Genomic DNA, 15,046 nt, shown 5'->3' on the forward strand with positions numbered 1-15,046 from the left:
CAGCTCCGGTCGAGAAGGAGCCGGCCTCGAGGGCCGAATCAGGAGACGAGCAGTTCCGCGCCCCGTTCGACGTTGACCTTGCAGGGCGGCGTGATCTTGTTGTACGCGCGGCGGAAGGCTTCCTTGACGGCCGGTGCCTGTTCGACAGTACACCAGGCGGTCATGAGTTGCTCGCCAGCGTGTACGCGTGCGGCAGTCCCGACCGGGACGCCGAAGGACTGGCGCATGCCGTCAGAGACACGGTCCGCGCCCGCGCCGGTCGCCTGCTTGTTCTCACGCAGGATCTGGTGGGGGAACTTCCGGAGGACCATCTTGTAATTGCCCTCACCGAATTCCTTGATGAGATGGCGATTCGCCGAGAGACGGGCCGCCTCGAGGGAACCGTGGCGGATCTGGGAGGTCTCTTCGGGAACGAGGGAGATCTGGACGGCCCACTCGTCGGGGTCTGAATCCAGATCGCCCATGTTGTGCTGTGCGATTTTCGAGCCCGGGATACCGGTGACGTAGTCGCGGCGCGTGTACGCCGGCTTGTCGATGTCCCGGTACATGGAGGCCGGCTTATCGGACATAGGTACTACTGGAGAATCAGACAGAGTACGCGTATAAGACCTTCGAAGCCCCGGCACCCCTGGGCGGTGGTGGGGCCAGCCAGCCAGGATTCGGGGCCGGTATTGATAAGGTTTGCAACCATTATGGTAGATATGGTAACAAATCGATCCCTGCTCGTCGGTGCAGTCGTCCTGGTCCTCCTCGTCGCCCTCCTCCCGGCGAGTGTGGCCGGTGCAGACCTCGTAACACTCACCGTCGCCGTAGAGACACCGGATGGCGACCGGGTTAGCGGCGCGACCGTCACCGCCGAGTGGGACGACGGAACCGCCACGGGAACGACTGCCTCGAACGGCAAGGTACTGCTCGACGTGCCAACGAATGCGAGTGTCGAACTCACCATCGAGCACGAGACGTACATGAAAAACACGCCCCTCGTGATCGAGGAGCCGGGGGAGGAGACCGTCGACATGACGGTCCGGCCCAAGGGCAACGTGGACGTCCAGGTGGCTGACGACGCTGGGCCGGTTGAGGACGCGCTGGTGACACTCAAACAGGATGGAACGACCGTCTACAGCGAGCGAACCGTCGACGGAACGCTCGACAACGGCCCGGTCGAGGTGGGGACCTACACCCTCACCGTCCGGAAGGCGGGCTACTACCAGGAATCGACCACGATCGACGTCACGGCCGACGAGCCGGTGACCGAATCGGTTCGACTGGAGTCGGGGTCGGTGACCCTCCGGGTCAACGTGACTGACCCGTACTTCGAGCCGCCCCGAGCCCTCGAAGGCATCACCGTCACCATCGTGGACGAGGGCTCGGTCAACACCCAATCGGACGGGACCCAGCAACTCTCCGTGCCCGTGAACACGCCGCTCACGGTTCGGTTCGAAGGTGAGGGCTACGAGACTGTCGAGCGCTCGATCACGACCGGTGAAGAAGATCTGACCCTCGACAGCGAACTCAACCGGGCGAACACACTCCAGGTAACCGTCCACGCGACTGAGGTGGTAATCGGACAGCCGGCCTTCATCTCCGTGACCGACGAGTACGACGATCCGGTCGCCAACGCGACGGTTCGATTAGACGGCGAGGAAGTCACCGAGACTGACAGCGATGGCCGCGCGCAGATCCTGATCGAGGACACCGGTGAGCACACGATCGTGGTCGAGGACGAGGAGGTCACCTCCGAGGCGAAAGCGGTGATCGGGGTCACGCCGGCGACGACCACCGCCGGAACGGTGACGCCGACCGAGACACCGACCCCCGACACCACGACGGCCACGTCCCCCGGATTTGGCCCGCTCTTGGGGCTCCTGGGACTGGTCCTTGCGATGGCCGTGGGCCTGGCTCGCCGGTCGGACTGAGCCTCACGATTGAAATAGCCCCCGCGTGAATCGGGGGGCATGTCTTCACGTCTCTCCAGAGCTTCTACCGGCAGTCCGGGCATGGACGAGTTGCTCTCCGGCGGGCTCCCCCGTGACCGACTCCACGTCGTCAGCGGCCCGCCAGGGAGCGGCAAGACCACCTTCGCCGCGCAGTTCATCACGGCGGGGGCCCGCCGGGGCGAGGAGTGTGTCTACGTGACCATGCACGAGACCAGGACCGAACTCACCCAGGACATGGCCGCCTTCGACTTCGGCTTCGAGAAGGCCATGCGCGCTTCGAACACGCACTTCCTCGATCTGACCGACGAGTCGGCCCGCCAGACACTCACCCAGTACGGCTCGGCGGGCGGGCTGCGAAATCGGGTGCCAGCCATGCTAGAGGGGTTGGACGCCGACCGGGCGGTCATCGACTCGACGATGCTCCTCGAACACTTCGTCGATGATCCAGACGCGGAGCTAACCGAGTTCATCACCCGGCTCAAGGACACGGACACGACCATCATCCTGATCTCGGAGATGACCGATCCCACGGCCTACTCGAACGAGCACTACCTCGCTCATGGCGTGCTCTTCTTCCACAACTTCCTGGAGGGTGGGGGGATGACCCGGGCCGTCCAGCTCATCAAGATGCGCGGGACGGCCATCGACTGTGACATGCGCTCGATCGAGTTCACCGACGGTGGCATCCAGGTGTACCCCGATCGCACCCTGGAGGAGACCTACGGATAGATGTACGACCGTCACTTCGAGACCGACTGGGAATCCTTGAACCAGGAGCGGGCCATGTTCCGGGCCTTCGCGCTGGGCGTGGACGCGGCCTTCGGCACCGACCACCCGACCGAGTACGAACGCCTCCAGCGAGCCCATCACCGCGCTCTCATCCAGATCGCCTTCGAGGAGGGCGAGTCCCGCGCGAAAGAAGCCATCGCCGAGCGGGGACTCTCCCCCAGCGACCGGGCGGATTTCGAGCCCGGCGATCCCGAGTGGGCGGTCTGGGAGGAACTGGTCGCCGACCGAGAGACGGATCCGGGCGCCTTCGAGGCCGTCCAGGTGCCCCGGTCCCAACTCGATCTCCCGGACGCACTCGATCGTCCCTCGTTTTTGGACCGGCCGTCTCAACGCACTGACGCCATCACGCTGCCCAGGTTTCTGCGTCGCTGATCGGCGGAAAAAACGAAAACGTGAGTCGTCCTATAGCGTGCCCAGGTATTCGGCGAACGCGCCGGTCAGGAAGTCGATGTAGCCCGTAACTCCGAGGTACAGGGAGACGAGCAGGACGAGGATGACCGGGACCCGGACCATCCAGATCCAGAGCGATCCGATGCTTCCGAGATCGCCGATGCCCTGCTCCAGTTCTTCGATGGCCTCGCCCGCGTGCAGCCAGGAGACAAGGACCATCAGAAGGACGCCGCCAAGCACCAACAGGATCTGAGCGGCGAGGATGTCATAGAGGTTGATGAAGACCGTGTTCATCGTGACTGGCACACCCAGGATGAAAATGGCGACGCCAGCGATGACCGTCGCTTTGACTCGGTCCATGCCGAACTCGTCGATGGCGTAGGAGACGACGACCTCGATCAGGCTGATCGCCGAGGACAGTGCAGCGATGGCCACCGTCAGGAAGAACAGGAGGCCGACGACCCGTCCGAAGGGCAGGTCGAGGACCGCCTCGGCGATGCTGACGAAGATCGCGCCGGGCCCGGAGGTCGCCGGATCCACGCCGGCCGAGAAGAGGATCGGGAAGACCACCAGCCCGGTCAGGATCGACACGGAGGTGTTGAGGACGACGATGCTGATCCCGTCGATGCCGAGGTTCTTGTCGTCACCGAGGTATGAGGCGTAAGTGATCATCACGCCCATCCCCAGCGAGAGGGTGAAAAAGCCCTGCCCGGCCGCGGCCGGCACCAGGCTCTGCCAGTTCTGCATGATGTAGCCGATGTCCGGCGAGAGGTAGTACGCATACGCTTCGCCGGCACCCGGGAGGGTGAACGCGTACACAGCGAGGATCCCGAAGATCGCGAGGATCGCGGGCACCATGACCTTCACACCGAGTTCGATCCCCTGCTGGATGCCCAGTGCGACGATCCCGATGACCAGCAGCATGAAGACCGCGTGGGCGATCAGCGTGTCCGTGCCAGTTGCCACCATGCCGAAGTACGCGGCCGCACTCTCGGTGGCCGCATAGCCGCCGGTGACGCTGCCGAGGATGTATCGCAGCACCCAGCCACCGATGACGCTGTAGTAGGACAGGATGACGAAGCCGATGAAAACGAACAGGCCGCCGAGATACTGCCAGTAGCCCCCGGCGAAGTCACGTATCGCCCCCACTGTGTTCAACTCCGTCTTCCGGCCCACGACGAACTCCGCCAGCATCGCCGGGAACCCGATGAGGATGATGAAGGCCAGATACATCACCATGAACGCCGCGCCCCCTTCCTGACTGACCTGGAAGGGGAATCGCCAGATGTTGCCCAGTCCGATTGCACTCCCCACCGCGGCGAGGATGAAGCCGATTCGCGTGCCCCAGGTTTCTCGTGCCATGTAACAGGGGTTCACGAGGAAGGGGCCTTAAAAGAATTGATCCTGGCAGTATTTTGCACGGTGGACTGACACATGGCCCGGAATTTCAGGTCCACTCCGGTGTGTGGCCGTCGTCGTGTGCCTCGTGAACGGCCCGATAGCCCGACTTCGTCTCCTCGACATGGTCGACCGGGTAGAAGCGGAGCCCGCGCTCGCGCTTGGTCGTCACGGGAAACTCGTAGTGTTTGGCCTGGTAGCCGAAGTCCCGGCCGTCCTCGCGGGCGTTCGCGACGAACTCGCGGTGGGCCTCGAGTCGCTTCTCGATGATCTGCTCGGAGAGTGTCGGTACGTTTGCCACTCGCTTGTCGAAGACCGTCGCGAACTCGGGTTCGAGTTCGTAGCCGATCGAGTTCCGGCCGGCGGCCATGGCCGCGAGGCTGGTCGTCCCGGTGCCCCAGAACGGGTCCAGAACGGTATCACCATAGACGCTGTACATGTTGATGAGCCGGTAGGGAACGGTGACTGGGTAGGCCGCTGACCGGTCCCGGAGCGCGTCGTGGTTCAGTGCCTGGAGTTCGCCGGTTAGACCAGTCCACACGTCCGAGAACCACTTATTTCGCTCTTCCCAGAAATACGCCGACTCGTAGCGACGCGGCGAACCGGGCTCGAAGTCCCGACGCGTGGGCCCGTTTCGGAAGACCAGCACGTACTCGTGTTCGAGCGTGACATACGCGTTTGGCGGCAGCGTTCCCGAACCCATGAACTTCGTCCCGGAGTTGCTGGGCTTGCGCCACAGGATCTCGGGTAGGGGCTCGAACCCCAGCTTCTCGAAGGCGGACAGAATGTGCGCGTGGTTCTGGTAGACCCGGAAACTATCTCCCAGGGTTCGGGTCGCGTCGCCGACGTTGATGCAAGCGATCCCGCCGTCTACGAGCACTCGCTTGAGTTCCGCCCAGACGGGTTCCAGAGCCTCGTGCATCGACTCGAAGGCCGCCTGGCCGTTGCCCGCGTCGAGGTGATCGCCGATCGTCGGATCGAGGTCGGCAAAGAGGTCGTCCCACATCTCGATCATCGGGTAGGGTGGGGACGTGACGACGAGTTCGACGGCATCGGTCTCGACAGCCCCCATGTCGCGGGCGTCGGCGACCTCGACGCGGTGGCGGGTCTCCATGCTGGCAGTGCTTGGCGGGCCCGGGTAATGTGCGTTGGCGTCCTCGGGCGCTAGTCGTGCGGGTGGAACCAAGAGACGGCCTCCTTGACTCCCTCCCGCGGGCCGATGATGGTGAGACGATCGCCCATCGAAAGCTCCGTATCGCCCTTCGGGACATTGTTCGTTCCCTCACGAGTCAACAGCGCGATGATACAGCCCTCCGGCAGGTCCGGATTGATATCCGCGACGGACCGGCCAACCAGCTCCTCATCCGTGATCTCGACCTCCTGGACGTCCCCGCTCCGGCCGAGTTCGCTCATCCACTCCGAGAGGGCCGGCCGCTCGACGAGGTTGTCGATCGCCCAGGCGGTCGCGGTGGAGGCCGAAACGGCCTCCACACCCAGTTCTTCGAAGGCGTCCTTGTTGTCCGGCCGGTTCACGCGGGCGATCACGTCCTCGGTCTGGAACTTCGCCCGGACCAGCTGGGCGACCAGCAGGTTCGTGTCGTCGTCGCCGGTCGCCGCGATCACGGTCTTTGCCTGTTCGGCACCGGCCGCTCTGAGCACTTCCACGTCGGTGCCGTTTTCAGTTCGGACGGTGAATCCTTCGGCTCGTCGTTGTTTGGCGACCACGTCGTCACGCTCGATGATGACGACGTTTTCGCCCCGCTCCGAGAGCCGTTCGGCGAGTTCCTTTCCCACTCGGCCGCCACCGATTATGAGTACGCGCATTGGTATCACGTCGAGTGTTTCGGCGATCTTTCTGGCGAATCCGCCCTCGAAAATTACGGTGAGAAAGATGACCAAAAAGACCGTCCCCGCGAGAATCTCCGCGCCCGCCGGGTTCGACGGCGGGGCCGGGTTCTGTAACTGGATCGAGAACAGCGTCGCGACACTCGCGGGGATGATCCCCCGCGGGCCCACGAAACCCATGAACAGCCGCTCCCGCATCGAGAACTGGTCGGCGAACGTCGAGATAAAGACCAGCGCTGGTCGGAGGATGACCGCGATGACGAACACGAGTAACAGTCCAGACAGCCCCAGTGCGAACAGCGCGTCGAACTCGATCAGCGTCGCCAGGGCGATGAAGACAAAGGAGAGCACCACCAGGGTAATGTCCCCTTTGAACTCCGCGATGGTCTCCTCGAAGGGGAGATCGGCGTTTCCGAGGACCACCCCGGCCACGGCGACTGCGGCCACCCCCGATTCCGTGGCGATGGTATCGGCGAGGCTAAAGGCCAGGATCGCCCCGGCCAGGGTCATGAGGCGGGCGTTCTGGGGGCTCCATCCCGCGGGCAATTCGACCTGCGTGAGGAGAAACCAGAGTACGGCCGCCACTGCCAGCCCGACGAACACCCCGATGCTCAGACGTTCGACGAACTCGACCAGGTACGCGCTGGGGGCCGCCTCGGTGGCGGCCAGTAGCTTGAACACCACGACGGCGAGGATGGCCGCCGTGACGTCGTTGACGATGCCCTCCGTCTCCAGGGCCGCGGCCACGTGGTCTCGAACCGGGACGACCTCGAGAATCGGCGTGACGACGGTCGGCCCGGTCGCGATCAGGAGCGCGCCGATGAGTCCCGCGATTCCCCACTCGATGCCCAGGAGGTAGTGTGCGGCGACCGTCGTCCCGGCAAACGAGAGCGCCGCCCCGACAGTCACCAGATGGAGGGCCGCCGACCGCGCCTCGTGGATCTTCTCGTGGTCGAGGTGGAAGGCTCCCTCGAAGACGATAATCGCGACACTGAGCCCGACGATGGTCGAGAGCGATCCGCCGAAGGTCCCTTGGGTGACCAGCCCGAGCCCCTCCGGACCCACGGCGACGCCGGTGAGGATCAAGAAGAGCACACTGGGCACCCGGTACCGGTCGGCCAGCACCTGTCCGGCCACTCCGAGTGTGATGATCACCGCGACGACCATCAACACGCTCGGCTCGCCGACCGTACTGGCGCTCATCGTCGTCCTCGATCACCGACTGCGATCGGCTCGCTCGATCCCATAGTTTCCTTTTGACGCGGTCGGACACTAAATTGCTCTCATCCGCTTGCCGACAGATCGGTCCGTACGTGTCAGTGGGGCTAAATTTTAGGCGCCGGTCCGCATAGTGGCTATTGGGTGCGCACTACATGGTACTCCAACTCAGCAGTCCGGCGTTTGCCGACGGCGACCCCATTCCCGACCAGTACGGGTACACGGCCGCGAACGTGAATCCGCCGCTTGCAATCGAGGGCGTGCCCGCCGGGACAGTGTCACTGGCACTCGTGATGGACGATCCGGACGCCGTGGAACCCGCGGGCAAAGTCTGGGGCCACTGGCTCGTCTGGAACATCGACCCCGGAATCGAACTGATTCCCGAGGACTGGGATGCTGCGGGCGCACACGAGGGAACCTCCGATTACGGGGAACGTGGATACGGGGGACCGAATCCGCCGAACCGGGAGCACACCTACCGGTTCCGGCTGTTCGCGCTCGACAGCGACCTGGCCCTCGATCCGGGGGCGGAGAAAGAGACACTCGAAGCCGAAATCGAGGGGCACGTCCTCGATCAGGCCACACTCACCGGGACGTATGCGCCGTGACTACAGCAGGCGTTTGACCTGCTCGGCGTGTCCGTCCCCGGCCAGGGCCCGTAACGCGTCGAGGTCGGTCTCGCCGTCAGCATTGACGAGGTAGGCCCGGCCCGGAACCGATCCGTAGACCTGCTGGAAGTCGTAGACGAAGCCGTAGATGGAGACGTCAGCGGGCACGTCCTCGCTCTCCTGGAGGAACTCGACCTGCCGGTCGACGTTGTACTCGACGAGTTGATCGACTAGATCTGCCCGATCCGGATCTACCCGATCGTCGGCCAGGCCGGCCTCGATTACGGGGAAAAGCTCCTGAACCCACTTCGTTACGCCGGTGGGCAACTCCTCGCCCTCGCCCTTGACAGCTTCGAGCGCCGCCGTCACCGCTCCACAGCCGGTGTGACCAACTACGACGGCCACGTCGGTTCCGGTCTGGACGAGTGGGTAGAGCATGCTGCCGTCCACGACGCGATCGCCTTCGTGCCGATCCCAGACCTGGTTGCCGATCGTGCTCGGCGTGAACAGCCAGCCGAGGTCCTCGACGGCCCACATCCCCTCCTGGCTGACTCGCGAGTCCGCGCAAGTCATGGCGACGGCGGCCGGTTCCTGTCCGTCCTGGACCGCGTCGAAGTGATCCGATTCCAGGGACTCGGTGTGCCGTGCGTTCCGTTCGAGAAGCTCCTGCAGGTTCGTTTCGGGCATGTCCTCGTCTCCGGTTTCCGTCGGTTTCTATCTCCGGGTCCGGGCAGGTGTGGCCCAGGTCCGCCTTGGACGGTCACAACCCCCTTGGGTCTGCCCGCCGTACATGGCGTATGGCAACTTCTGTACCGACGGATCAGTCGAGCCGTACCGAACTCGCGGCGAGTGCCGGTCTGGGGGTCATCGCTGCAGCTCTCGGCTATCTCTTGACTGCCCTGTTGCTGAGTGGTGAGGCCCGAGACGCCGTCATGGCCGAGGTCTCCGAGTGGAAGGTCCTGTTCTGGTACTTCGCCAACGCCCACATGGTCGACACCGAAGTCAGCGGTTCGATCGGTGGATTCGGCGGCGTCGATAGCGTCAACTTCCTGGCGCAGTCGAACGCGGCCGGGGCCGGTCTCCTGTATCTGGTTCCGCCGCTGGTCCTCGTGGGTGTCGGTGCGCTGCTCGCCCATCGACTCGATGCCCGAGACGTGGGCGAAGCCGTGGTCGCTGGCGCGCCGGTCGCACTCGGGTACGCCCTGGTCCTTGGAATCGGCGCATTCGTCAGCCGCGCGACCATGGAGGCGTCCATGATCGGTGTCGATGTGTCCAGTTCGATCGGCCCGCAATTGCTCCCCGCAATCCTGCTCGGTGGCATCGTCTACCCCCTCGTGTTCGCGACGGTGGGGGCGGTCCTGGTAGCGGTCGTCCGGTAGGGTTCGAGTCACACCCGATCACGGTCGTCGAACAGCGACTCGATTTTCGTGGCTGTGGGGGACCTTCATCGGACTCGATCGTTCTGTTCGAACCTGTGTGTTGGACGCCGAGACTGTCGAGAAACTACTAAGGGCGATGCTTTGGTACGTGAACCAGATGGCCGCTCCCGTCTCAGCGCTGGTTCGCTCTCCTGCCGCCTTCTTTTCTTCACGCATGGAGCGACCGGGTCACATTCTCCCGGTGTTGATCCTCTCGCTCACTGGTGCCAGTACACTCGGTGCGCAGTTGCTCCTCGCATCGATGTCCGTGATCGGTGAGCGATTGACACTCTCCTACGTGAGTACGGCGTTTCAGATCGAGATTCCGGCAATCACCGTCGCCGGGGCACTCGTCAGCTTCGGTCACGTCTTCCTCTACTGGTTGGTTTTCGCCGCGAGTTTCTATCTGCTATCGCTTCCATTTGCCTCTACCGGGACCTTTTCCTCGGTCTTTTGGCTGTCTGCCTGGGGGTTCGTGCCCTGGGCGCTCGCTGGGGTGCTCTGGCTCGGAGCGATGGTCGTCAGTGCCGCTTCGGTCCCGCCCCCTGCGACAGCAGCGGGAAATTCGGCCTTCGTTGCGCAAGTCCAGGCGACACAGATCGTCGAGACCAGTCTCTTGGTGGACCACCTGGCCACGGCCTGGTCACTTGGACTCTGGGCCGTTCTGGTCCGGACGGTCCGTGACGTACGGTGGTGGCAGGCAGCGTTCGCTGTAGCGCCCGTCGCTGCATTCGAGATTGCGAAAGTGTTCGTGCTCTAAACATAGTTCCTCGTTCTCACTCGACGTGATTGAACGCGACATCGATCGCAGCGAGCCCCACGAGGTAGCTAATGGAGACCACGAGCAGCGACGCCGCATCCGTCACTCCAGGGACTACGGGAAGCCCAACAGTCAGCCCGACCGGGACGACCGTCAGCATGGCGATGCCAAGGGCGAGTAACCCCATCTGTTTTGACCCGTATCGCTGGTACGCTCGGTAGCTCTGAAGCGAGACGAAAAAGCCAATGATCCCGACCAGCGCCAGCAGTACTGTCGTTACGTTACTTACCAGGGATGGATTCACGATTGCTCACCTCCGGGGAAATACAGCGTGGCCAAGACGACGAGCAGACCGAGCAGCTCGATCGCCGTCGTGAAGAGGGCGATTATGTCTCCGCCGATCGGGAGCATCGTCGCCGCGAGGAACCGGAGACCAATTGGAATACTGGTGACCAGAACCAGCCCCACCGCGAGCCCCTCGCTCCGGAGCGAACTTGCCTCCCGGTATCCTCGAAGGAAGGTAAACGCGATCCAGAGCGCGTACAGGAACGCGGCTCCGAGCGCGAAGACGGCGAGCACGGCGACCGGAATCGACCCGCCCACGGCAGCGAACAGTGTCTCAATCATGTGATATCACCTACGAGCTTTCGGAAGCGATCGACGGCGTCCTCGGCCGAGCGGTCGACCTGAACCGACAGTCCGTCCGACTCGACACAGATATGAACTGCGTCGACCGCCGCAACATACTGCTTTCGATGGTGACCGGCGTCGTCTGGCTGTACCCGTGCCGCGACGAGATCCATCTCCTCCAGATCGGACAGCCGGCGGTACACCGTCGGCTTCGAGGCGTCCACCTGCTTCACTAATTCAGGGGCGGAGAGTGGTTCCTGGGCGACTCGTTCCAGAATTTCCCGGGAAAAATCGTCGTGGACGGCTTCGAGCACCTCGACTTCTTCGCCGTCCATGGACCGCATTTCAGTGTGATTCCGTTTAAATATGGGTGGTCAGAGAGCTCCGATGCCTGCGTTTCGATCAGGGCATCGCAGTGGGTGTCCCAGGTCCCTGACTCGACTGTGGCTGTGTGGGTGCCCCGGGGGTCTTCTCCCCGCTCACGAGGAACTCGATCGCCGCGCCGACGAATTCTTCGTTGTCGTTTCGGTGTGCCCACTCCGTGTCGAAAAGCGACGCGTCCCCGACCGCGAGTACGTCACCGTTCCGGGTGGCGACGGGATAGGATGCGGCTTCTCGGTCGCTAGATACCTTTGCCGTGTCTACCGTTTCAAGGACGGGCGTCCCGCCCCGAACCGGCACGGCCTCGTGAACGGTTACGTTCGTCTCGCTCGGGAATTCTGATCCCGACGGCGTGGCGTAGACGTTGCGGTAGTTGAGATCGTACCGTTCCAGGTCGTACACGTATCCGTCACCATACGCAACCCCGAAGGAGGCTGCAAGCCCGGTCAGCGGTGTTGAGGAGGTGACCTGGGTCGAACCCAGCAACAGGGACGTCAAGGTACCGCCTGTCTGGGTTGTGGGCTCGCCGGCGAGGAGAACTCGACCACCGGCGTCGACGAACGCGTTCAACCCTGCTCGGTCTTCAGCCGAATAGGCCGTGCCCGGCGAGATAACGACGAACGCGTCAGCCTGGCGAAGTGTCGCGTTGACCGAGCCCAGGGCACTTCCACGGTAGAAGCTTACCTCGTGGCCGGCTTCCGTAAGGGCGGAGACGATCGGATCGAGTGAGGCCCTGTCGATGCCGTTACTGTGGGCTGCGTCGATTACCACGTGCTTTGGCTCTGCCGCGGCTTCGATTGAAACCGTGCCGGTCTCTGCTGGGGCCTCGGCCAGGATATTGGCCGAGTTGTGTGAGCTAACGTCCAGATCTGCCTCGTCGGATACCGGCTGGCCGCTCATCGCCGGTATCGTGAACAGCGCCCCGACAGCCAGGCTTACCAGTACGAACAATCCAATCCGACTCAGCAACTCATCACCCTGCATAGGTGGTCACCTCCGTGGAGTTGGTGCCGATTTCGGCAGGCGTTCCCCAGAGTGCGAGATACCGAACGCGGTCGACACCAGGCGAGTGGAAGAGCGTTTCAGGCGTCGTACTTCCACTCTCGAGTCCGATCAACGAGAGCAAGTCGGTGATCGAAACTGGATCTCGGTGTTCGGTCTCGTACGAGCCGAGATCGGCTTTCTCAGCAGCCGCCTGAATCGCAGTCTCGAGGCCACCGATTCTGTCGGCATAGCCGTTTTCGACCGCCTCGGCCCCGGTGTATATCTTCGCCTGTGCGACTTCGGTTCGGGAGAGTGTAATCTCTTCACCCCGTTCGTTCATGACCGTGCTCACGAAGGACCGTTTGAGCGTCTCAAGTTGCGCCTGGTACTCGTCGATCGTGGCCCCGGACGCTTTGTCGGGCCCGGAGGTCATGGAGGCCGGCACGCCCTCGCTATCCGCATACGAGGCGATGACGCCGACGTGGCCGACCATCGAACTCGGCTGGGCGTAAATCGTGTCACTCGGGAGTATTGTGTAGTAGGCTCCCGACGCGGCCATTGAGCGGACGCTCGTCACGACGGGCTTCTCTTGGGCAAGGCGTTTGACGGCCCTGTACTGGGTTTCACTGCCCGTAACTGCACCGCCACCGCTGTCCACACGGAGGACAACGGCGTCGATGGAATCGTCCTCTCGGACGTCACGAAGTTCCTGGGCGGTCGTGTCGGCGGTTGCGCCAGTGATCGATTCGTCTATCGTAACGACGGCGACGGTCCCATCCGCTCCGGCGACGGCTCCGAGCCCCGGAGGGATGAGTATCGCACCGACGAGGATGCCGATTATTGCGAGGACTGCATACGAGGAGAGGAGCTCCCGTACGAAGTCATCAATTCGATTGCTCATCCAGTCTGCTCCTCGTGGGCCCCACAGGTAAGATGGCAAGCGCAGTTTCACAGCCAGAAACTCCGCTGGCGATTTCCGGACTGTCCCGAGTTTCGGGGAGTGAAACAGCGCGCCTGGCTTTAGGGGGGTCCCTGGCCATTTCCCGTCTGGCTAGCGTCTCTGGCCGTGAACACGATGGATCTCGAGGAATTCACCGCGCGAAACGCGCCCGACCCAGGTGGCGAACAGTTCAAACTCGAAAACGACTACACGCTCGATGTGACCGTCAACGGATCGGTCAAAGCCAAAGCCGGCTCGATGATCGCTCACACCGGTGACCTTTCGTTCACTGGGAAAGCTTCGGCGGAAGGTGGGATCACGGGGTTTCTCAAAGAGGCTGCGACGGATGAGGGAACCCCGATCATGGATGTCGAGGGACAAGGACACGTGTATCTCGCGGATCGAGAGAAGAAAGTTCAGATTCTCAAACTCGACGCTGGCGAGTCGGTCACCGTCAATGGGGAGGACATTCTCGCTTTTGCACCGGAGATTTCCTACGAAATCGGCTCGATCGACAGTCTGGCCGGTTCCTTCGCCGGCGGATTCACGAACGTTCACCTCTCGGGACCGGGGTACGTGGCGCTCACAACCCACGGCGACCCGCTCGTTCTCCAACCGCCGGTGACCACGGATCCGAGTGCGACGGTCGCCTGGAGTGGTGTCTCCCCAACCGTCGAAGTAAACGCCAGTCTCTCGGACATGGTCGGACAGGAATCCGGCGAGCGATTTCAGATGCAATTCACTGGCGAAAGTGGGTTTGTCGTCGTCCAGCCGTTCGAAGAACTGGGCTGAATTCTTCCGGGTTGCCTGGTGGGACGAGTTTCACGTCCTGAAACTGCGAAACGGGGTTGATTACGAACACGCTCGATTTCTCAACTGGGGCGTGAATCCCCCCACCCGCCTGCACCGCCAACCCCCCACTCCCCCTGACGCTTCTCTTCTTGCCAAACTCACATCGGGAACTTTTGCAGTGGCCTCCGATCACCGTCTCAACGTGAAGCAACGCTCCTGATTTCTTCGCACTCGTCGAAGAACTTGTTCACGATTCGATCTTCTTGATGATCTTGTCAGCCTGCTCGCGGGCCTTCTCTTCGCCGACGTTCTTTTCAATCATGACCGACTGAACCACCCAATCATCAGTACCCTCACGCTTGCCCATTCGAACCTCACTTCCTTCCGAAACGGAATCGGAGGCGCGGTCCGCCCAGTCGGGTGTCCGGATTTTGTCGAACTGATAAGGCGGTGTCGTCGTTCGAATGTAGAACGACTGCAGAAGGCATGCCGCCTCCCGGATTGTGAACCATTGGAAACCTCACTGCGTTCGGTTTCCAGGATTCAAATCGCGGTCGGGAGCATTTTCACTGCTCACGTTGTTCGCAGGAAAATGTCGCCTCCCGGATTTGAACTCTCGAAAGATTGGCTTGCGCTCGCCCTTTGACTTCCCGCTCGCTCCGCTCGCGGGAACGGGGACAGTTCGATCTTCAGTCAAGTATCAGCATACCGCGACGAGCGAAGCGAGTCGCGGTTTCACCGAACGCGAACGCAGGGAGCGTTCGGAATGTTTTTCCCCAAGTTTTTGCGAGGAGTGGTTCGCGTTCGGCGAACCCGACGAAGTAAAAAGTGGAATGCCGCCTCCCGGATTGTGAACCACGCCCGAGAACCTGCTCGCTTCGCTCGCAGAACCTCGGTCTGGTTCAAATCGCGGTCGTTGGCATTCTGAATTCTGCCGACTCGCTCCGCTCGTCGGG

General features: G+C 62.7%; 18 protein-coding genes. 7 read left to right on the forward strand and 11 right to left on the reverse strand.

Annotation, left to right across the window (positions count from 1 at the left end):
• Nucleotides 1–38: 38 nt before the first annotated feature.
• Entirely contained in the window at nt 39–569 is a 531-nt protein-coding gene (locus HSR6_RS01150; protein WP_071932577.1) for a 50S ribosomal protein L16, read from the reverse strand.
• A 132-nt stretch (nt 570–701) separates the two neighbouring features.
• Here HSR6_RS01150 and HSR6_RS01155 point away from each other — a divergent pair, with 132 nt between their 5' ends.
• Genes HSR6_RS01155 through HSR6_RS01165 form a run of 3 tightly spaced genes read left to right on the forward strand, consistent with a single transcriptional unit; the run spans nt 702 to nt 3,098 of the window.
• Nucleotides 702–1,916 carry a carboxypeptidase-like regulatory domain-containing protein gene (locus HSR6_RS01155; protein WP_071932578.1) on the forward strand — a complete coding sequence of 405 codons (1,215 nt, stop codon included), beginning with the start codon at nt 702–704 and terminating at the stop codon, nt 1,914–1,916.
• Between the two features lie 39 nt (nt 1,917–1,955).
• Nucleotides 1,956–2,666: an RAD55 family ATPase gene (locus HSR6_RS01160; protein ID WP_070364220.1), complete on the forward strand. Its 711-nt coding sequence runs from the start codon at nt 1,956–1,958 to the stop codon at nt 2,664–2,666.
• Nucleotides 2,667–3,098 (forward strand): hypothetical protein, encoded by a 432-nt coding sequence (locus HSR6_RS01165; RefSeq protein ID WP_070364221.1) that lies wholly within the window; start codon nt 2,667–2,669, stop codon nt 3,096–3,098.
• 30 nt (nt 3,099–3,128) lie between these two features.
• Here HSR6_RS01165 and HSR6_RS01170 read toward each other — a convergent pair whose 3' ends face one another.
• The 3 genes from HSR6_RS01170 to HSR6_RS01180 all read right to left on the reverse strand — a co-directional run bounded on the left by HSR6_RS01170 (nt 3,129) and on the right by HSR6_RS01180 (nt 7,562).
• On the reverse strand, nt 3,129–4,478 hold the full coding sequence (locus HSR6_RS01170) for a sodium-dependent transporter (protein ID WP_071932579.1): 1,350 nt from the start codon (nt 4,476–4,478) through the stop codon (nt 3,129–3,131).
• An 85-nt stretch (nt 4,479–4,563) separates the two neighbouring features.
• Nucleotides 4,564–5,628: a DNA-methyltransferase gene (locus tag HSR6_RS01175; RefSeq protein WP_071932580.1), complete on the reverse strand. Its 1,065-nt coding sequence runs from the start codon at nt 5,626–5,628 to the stop codon at nt 4,564–4,566.
• Nucleotides 5,629–5,678: 50 nt separating this feature from the next.
• Complete coding sequence (locus HSR6_RS01180; protein ID WP_071932581.1) at nt 5,679–7,562, reverse strand: cation:proton antiporter domain-containing protein; 1,884 nt, start codon at nt 7,560–7,562, stop codon at nt 5,679–5,681.
• 170 nt (nt 7,563–7,732) lie between these two features.
• Here HSR6_RS01180 and HSR6_RS01185 point away from each other — a divergent pair, with 170 nt between their 5' ends.
• On the forward strand, nt 7,733–8,185 hold the full coding sequence (locus HSR6_RS01185) for a YbhB/YbcL family Raf kinase inhibitor-like protein (RefSeq protein WP_071932582.1): 453 nt from the start codon (nt 7,733–7,735) through the stop codon (nt 8,183–8,185).
• On the opposite strand, the gene HSR6_RS01190 is transcribed toward HSR6_RS01185, so the two are convergent.
• A complete protein-coding gene (locus HSR6_RS01190) occupies nt 8,186–8,872 on the reverse strand; it encodes a carbonic anhydrase (protein WP_071932583.1) in 687 nt (228 codons plus the stop codon).
• Nucleotides 8,873–8,982: 110 nt separating this feature from the next.
• Here HSR6_RS01190 and HSR6_RS01195 point away from each other — a divergent pair, with 110 nt between their 5' ends.
• Together HSR6_RS01195 and HSR6_RS01200 are read left to right on the forward strand one after the other, a co-directional pair.
• Nucleotides 8,983–9,564: a hypothetical protein gene (locus HSR6_RS01195; RefSeq protein WP_070364227.1), complete on the forward strand. Its 582-nt coding sequence runs from the start codon at nt 8,983–8,985 to the stop codon at nt 9,562–9,564.
• 157 nt (nt 9,565–9,721) lie between these two features.
• On the forward strand, nt 9,722–10,363 hold the full coding sequence (locus tag HSR6_RS01200; RefSeq protein ID WP_257786077.1) for a YIP1 family protein: 642 nt from the start codon (nt 9,722–9,724) through the stop codon (nt 10,361–10,363).
• A gap of 16 nt (nt 10,364–10,379) precedes the next feature.
• On the opposite strand, the gene HSR6_RS01205 is transcribed toward HSR6_RS01200, so the two are convergent.
• The 5 genes from HSR6_RS01205 to HSR6_RS01225 form a co-directional block, all read right to left on the reverse strand.
• The gene (locus HSR6_RS01205; RefSeq protein WP_083426072.1) at nt 10,380–10,667 is read right to left on the reverse strand and encodes a DUF7521 family protein; all 288 of its coding nucleotides are present in this window, start codon (nt 10,665–10,667) and stop codon (nt 10,380–10,382) included.
• Nucleotides 10,664–10,990, reverse strand: a complete 327-nt coding sequence (locus HSR6_RS01210) for a hypothetical protein (protein WP_071932585.1) — start codon at nt 10,988–10,990, stop codon at nt 10,664–10,666. The genes HSR6_RS01205 and HSR6_RS01210 overlap by 4 nt, the downstream gene beginning before the upstream one ends.
• On the reverse strand, nt 10,987–11,328 hold the full coding sequence (locus HSR6_RS01215) for an ArsR/SmtB family transcription factor (RefSeq protein ID WP_158514127.1): 342 nt from the start codon (nt 11,326–11,328) through the stop codon (nt 10,987–10,989). The genes HSR6_RS01210 and HSR6_RS01215 overlap by 4 nt, the downstream gene beginning before the upstream one ends.
• Before the next feature lie 67 nt (nt 11,329–11,395).
• Complete coding sequence (locus tag HSR6_RS01220; RefSeq protein WP_070364232.1) at nt 11,396–12,358, reverse strand: DUF4350 domain-containing protein; 963 nt, start codon at nt 12,356–12,358, stop codon at nt 11,396–11,398.
• Complete coding sequence (locus HSR6_RS01225; protein ID WP_070364233.1) at nt 12,348–13,259, reverse strand: S49 family peptidase; 912 nt, start codon at nt 13,257–13,259, stop codon at nt 12,348–12,350. The genes HSR6_RS01220 and HSR6_RS01225 overlap by 11 nt, the downstream gene beginning before the upstream one ends.
• 174 nt (nt 13,260–13,433) lie before the next feature.
• On the opposite strand from HSR6_RS01225, the gene HSR6_RS01230 reads away from it, so the two are divergent.
• Nucleotides 13,434–14,090, forward strand: a complete 657-nt coding sequence (locus tag HSR6_RS01230) for an AIM24 family protein (RefSeq protein WP_071933606.1) — start codon at nt 13,434–13,436, stop codon at nt 14,088–14,090.
• 247 nt (nt 14,091–14,337) lie between these two features.
• Here the strand turns inward: HSR6_RS01230 and HSR6_RS11365 are convergent, their stop codons facing one another.
• The gene (locus HSR6_RS11365) at nt 14,338–14,571 is read right to left on the reverse strand and encodes a hypothetical protein (protein WP_070364234.1); all 234 of its coding nucleotides are present in this window, start codon (nt 14,569–14,571) and stop codon (nt 14,338–14,340) included.
• Nucleotides 14,572–15,046: the final 475 nt, after the last annotated feature.

Origin of the sequence: Halodesulfurarchaeum formicicum, from assembly GCF_001886955.1 — an archaeon.
Classification (GTDB): domain Archaea; phylum Halobacteriota; class Halobacteria; order Halobacteriales; family Halobacteriaceae; genus Halodesulfurarchaeum; species Halodesulfurarchaeum formicicum.

Excerpts from the sequence above, each read along its gene's own strand:
- HSR6_RS01150 (WP_071932577.1), bottom strand. The coding sequence starts at position 569 with ATGTCCGATAAGCCGGCCTCCATGTACCGGGACATCGACAAGCCGGCG.
- HSR6_RS01155 (WP_071932578.1), top strand. The coding sequence starts at position 702 with ATGGTAACAAATCGATCCCTGCTCGTCGGTGCAGTCGTCCTGGTCCTC.
- HSR6_RS01160 (WP_070364220.1), top strand. The coding sequence starts at position 1,956 with ATGTCTTCACGTCTCTCCAGAGCTTCTACCGGCAGTCCGGGCATGGAC.
- HSR6_RS01165 (WP_070364221.1), top strand. The coding sequence starts at position 2,667 with ATGTACGACCGTCACTTCGAGACCGACTGGGAATCCTTGAACCAGGAG.
- HSR6_RS01170 (WP_071932579.1), bottom strand. The coding sequence starts at position 4,478 with ATGGCACGAGAAACCTGGGGCACGCGAATCGGCTTCATCCTCGCCGCG.
- HSR6_RS01175 (WP_071932580.1), bottom strand. The coding sequence starts at position 5,628 with ATGGAGACCCGCCACCGCGTCGAGGTCGCCGACGCCCGCGACATGGGG.
- HSR6_RS01180 (WP_071932581.1), bottom strand. The coding sequence starts at position 7,562 with ATGAGCGCCAGTACGGTCGGCGAGCCGAGCGTGTTGATGGTCGTCGCG.
- HSR6_RS01185 (WP_071932582.1), top strand. The coding sequence starts at position 7,733 with ATGGTACTCCAACTCAGCAGTCCGGCGTTTGCCGACGGCGACCCCATT.
- HSR6_RS01190 (WP_071932583.1), bottom strand. The coding sequence starts at position 8,872 with ATGCCCGAAACGAACCTGCAGGAGCTTCTCGAACGGAACGCACGGCAC.
- HSR6_RS01195 (WP_070364227.1), top strand. The coding sequence starts at position 8,983 with ATGGCAACTTCTGTACCGACGGATCAGTCGAGCCGTACCGAACTCGCG.
- HSR6_RS01200 (WP_257786077.1), top strand. The coding sequence starts at position 9,722 with ATGGCCGCTCCCGTCTCAGCGCTGGTTCGCTCTCCTGCCGCCTTCTTT.
- HSR6_RS01210 (WP_071932585.1), bottom strand. The coding sequence starts at position 10,990 with ATGATTGAGACACTGTTCGCTGCCGTGGGCGGGTCGATTCCGGTCGCC.
- HSR6_RS01215 (WP_158514127.1), bottom strand. The coding sequence starts at position 11,328 with ATGGACGGCGAAGAAGTCGAGGTGCTCGAAGCCGTCCACGACGATTTT.
- HSR6_RS01220 (WP_070364232.1), bottom strand. The coding sequence starts at position 12,358 with ATGCAGGGTGATGAGTTGCTGAGTCGGATTGGATTGTTCGTACTGGTA.
- HSR6_RS01225 (WP_070364233.1), bottom strand. The coding sequence starts at position 13,259 with ATGAGCAATCGAATTGATGACTTCGTACGGGAGCTCCTCTCCTCGTAT.
- HSR6_RS01230 (WP_071933606.1), top strand. The coding sequence starts at position 13,434 with ATGGATCTCGAGGAATTCACCGCGCGAAACGCGCCCGACCCAGGTGGC.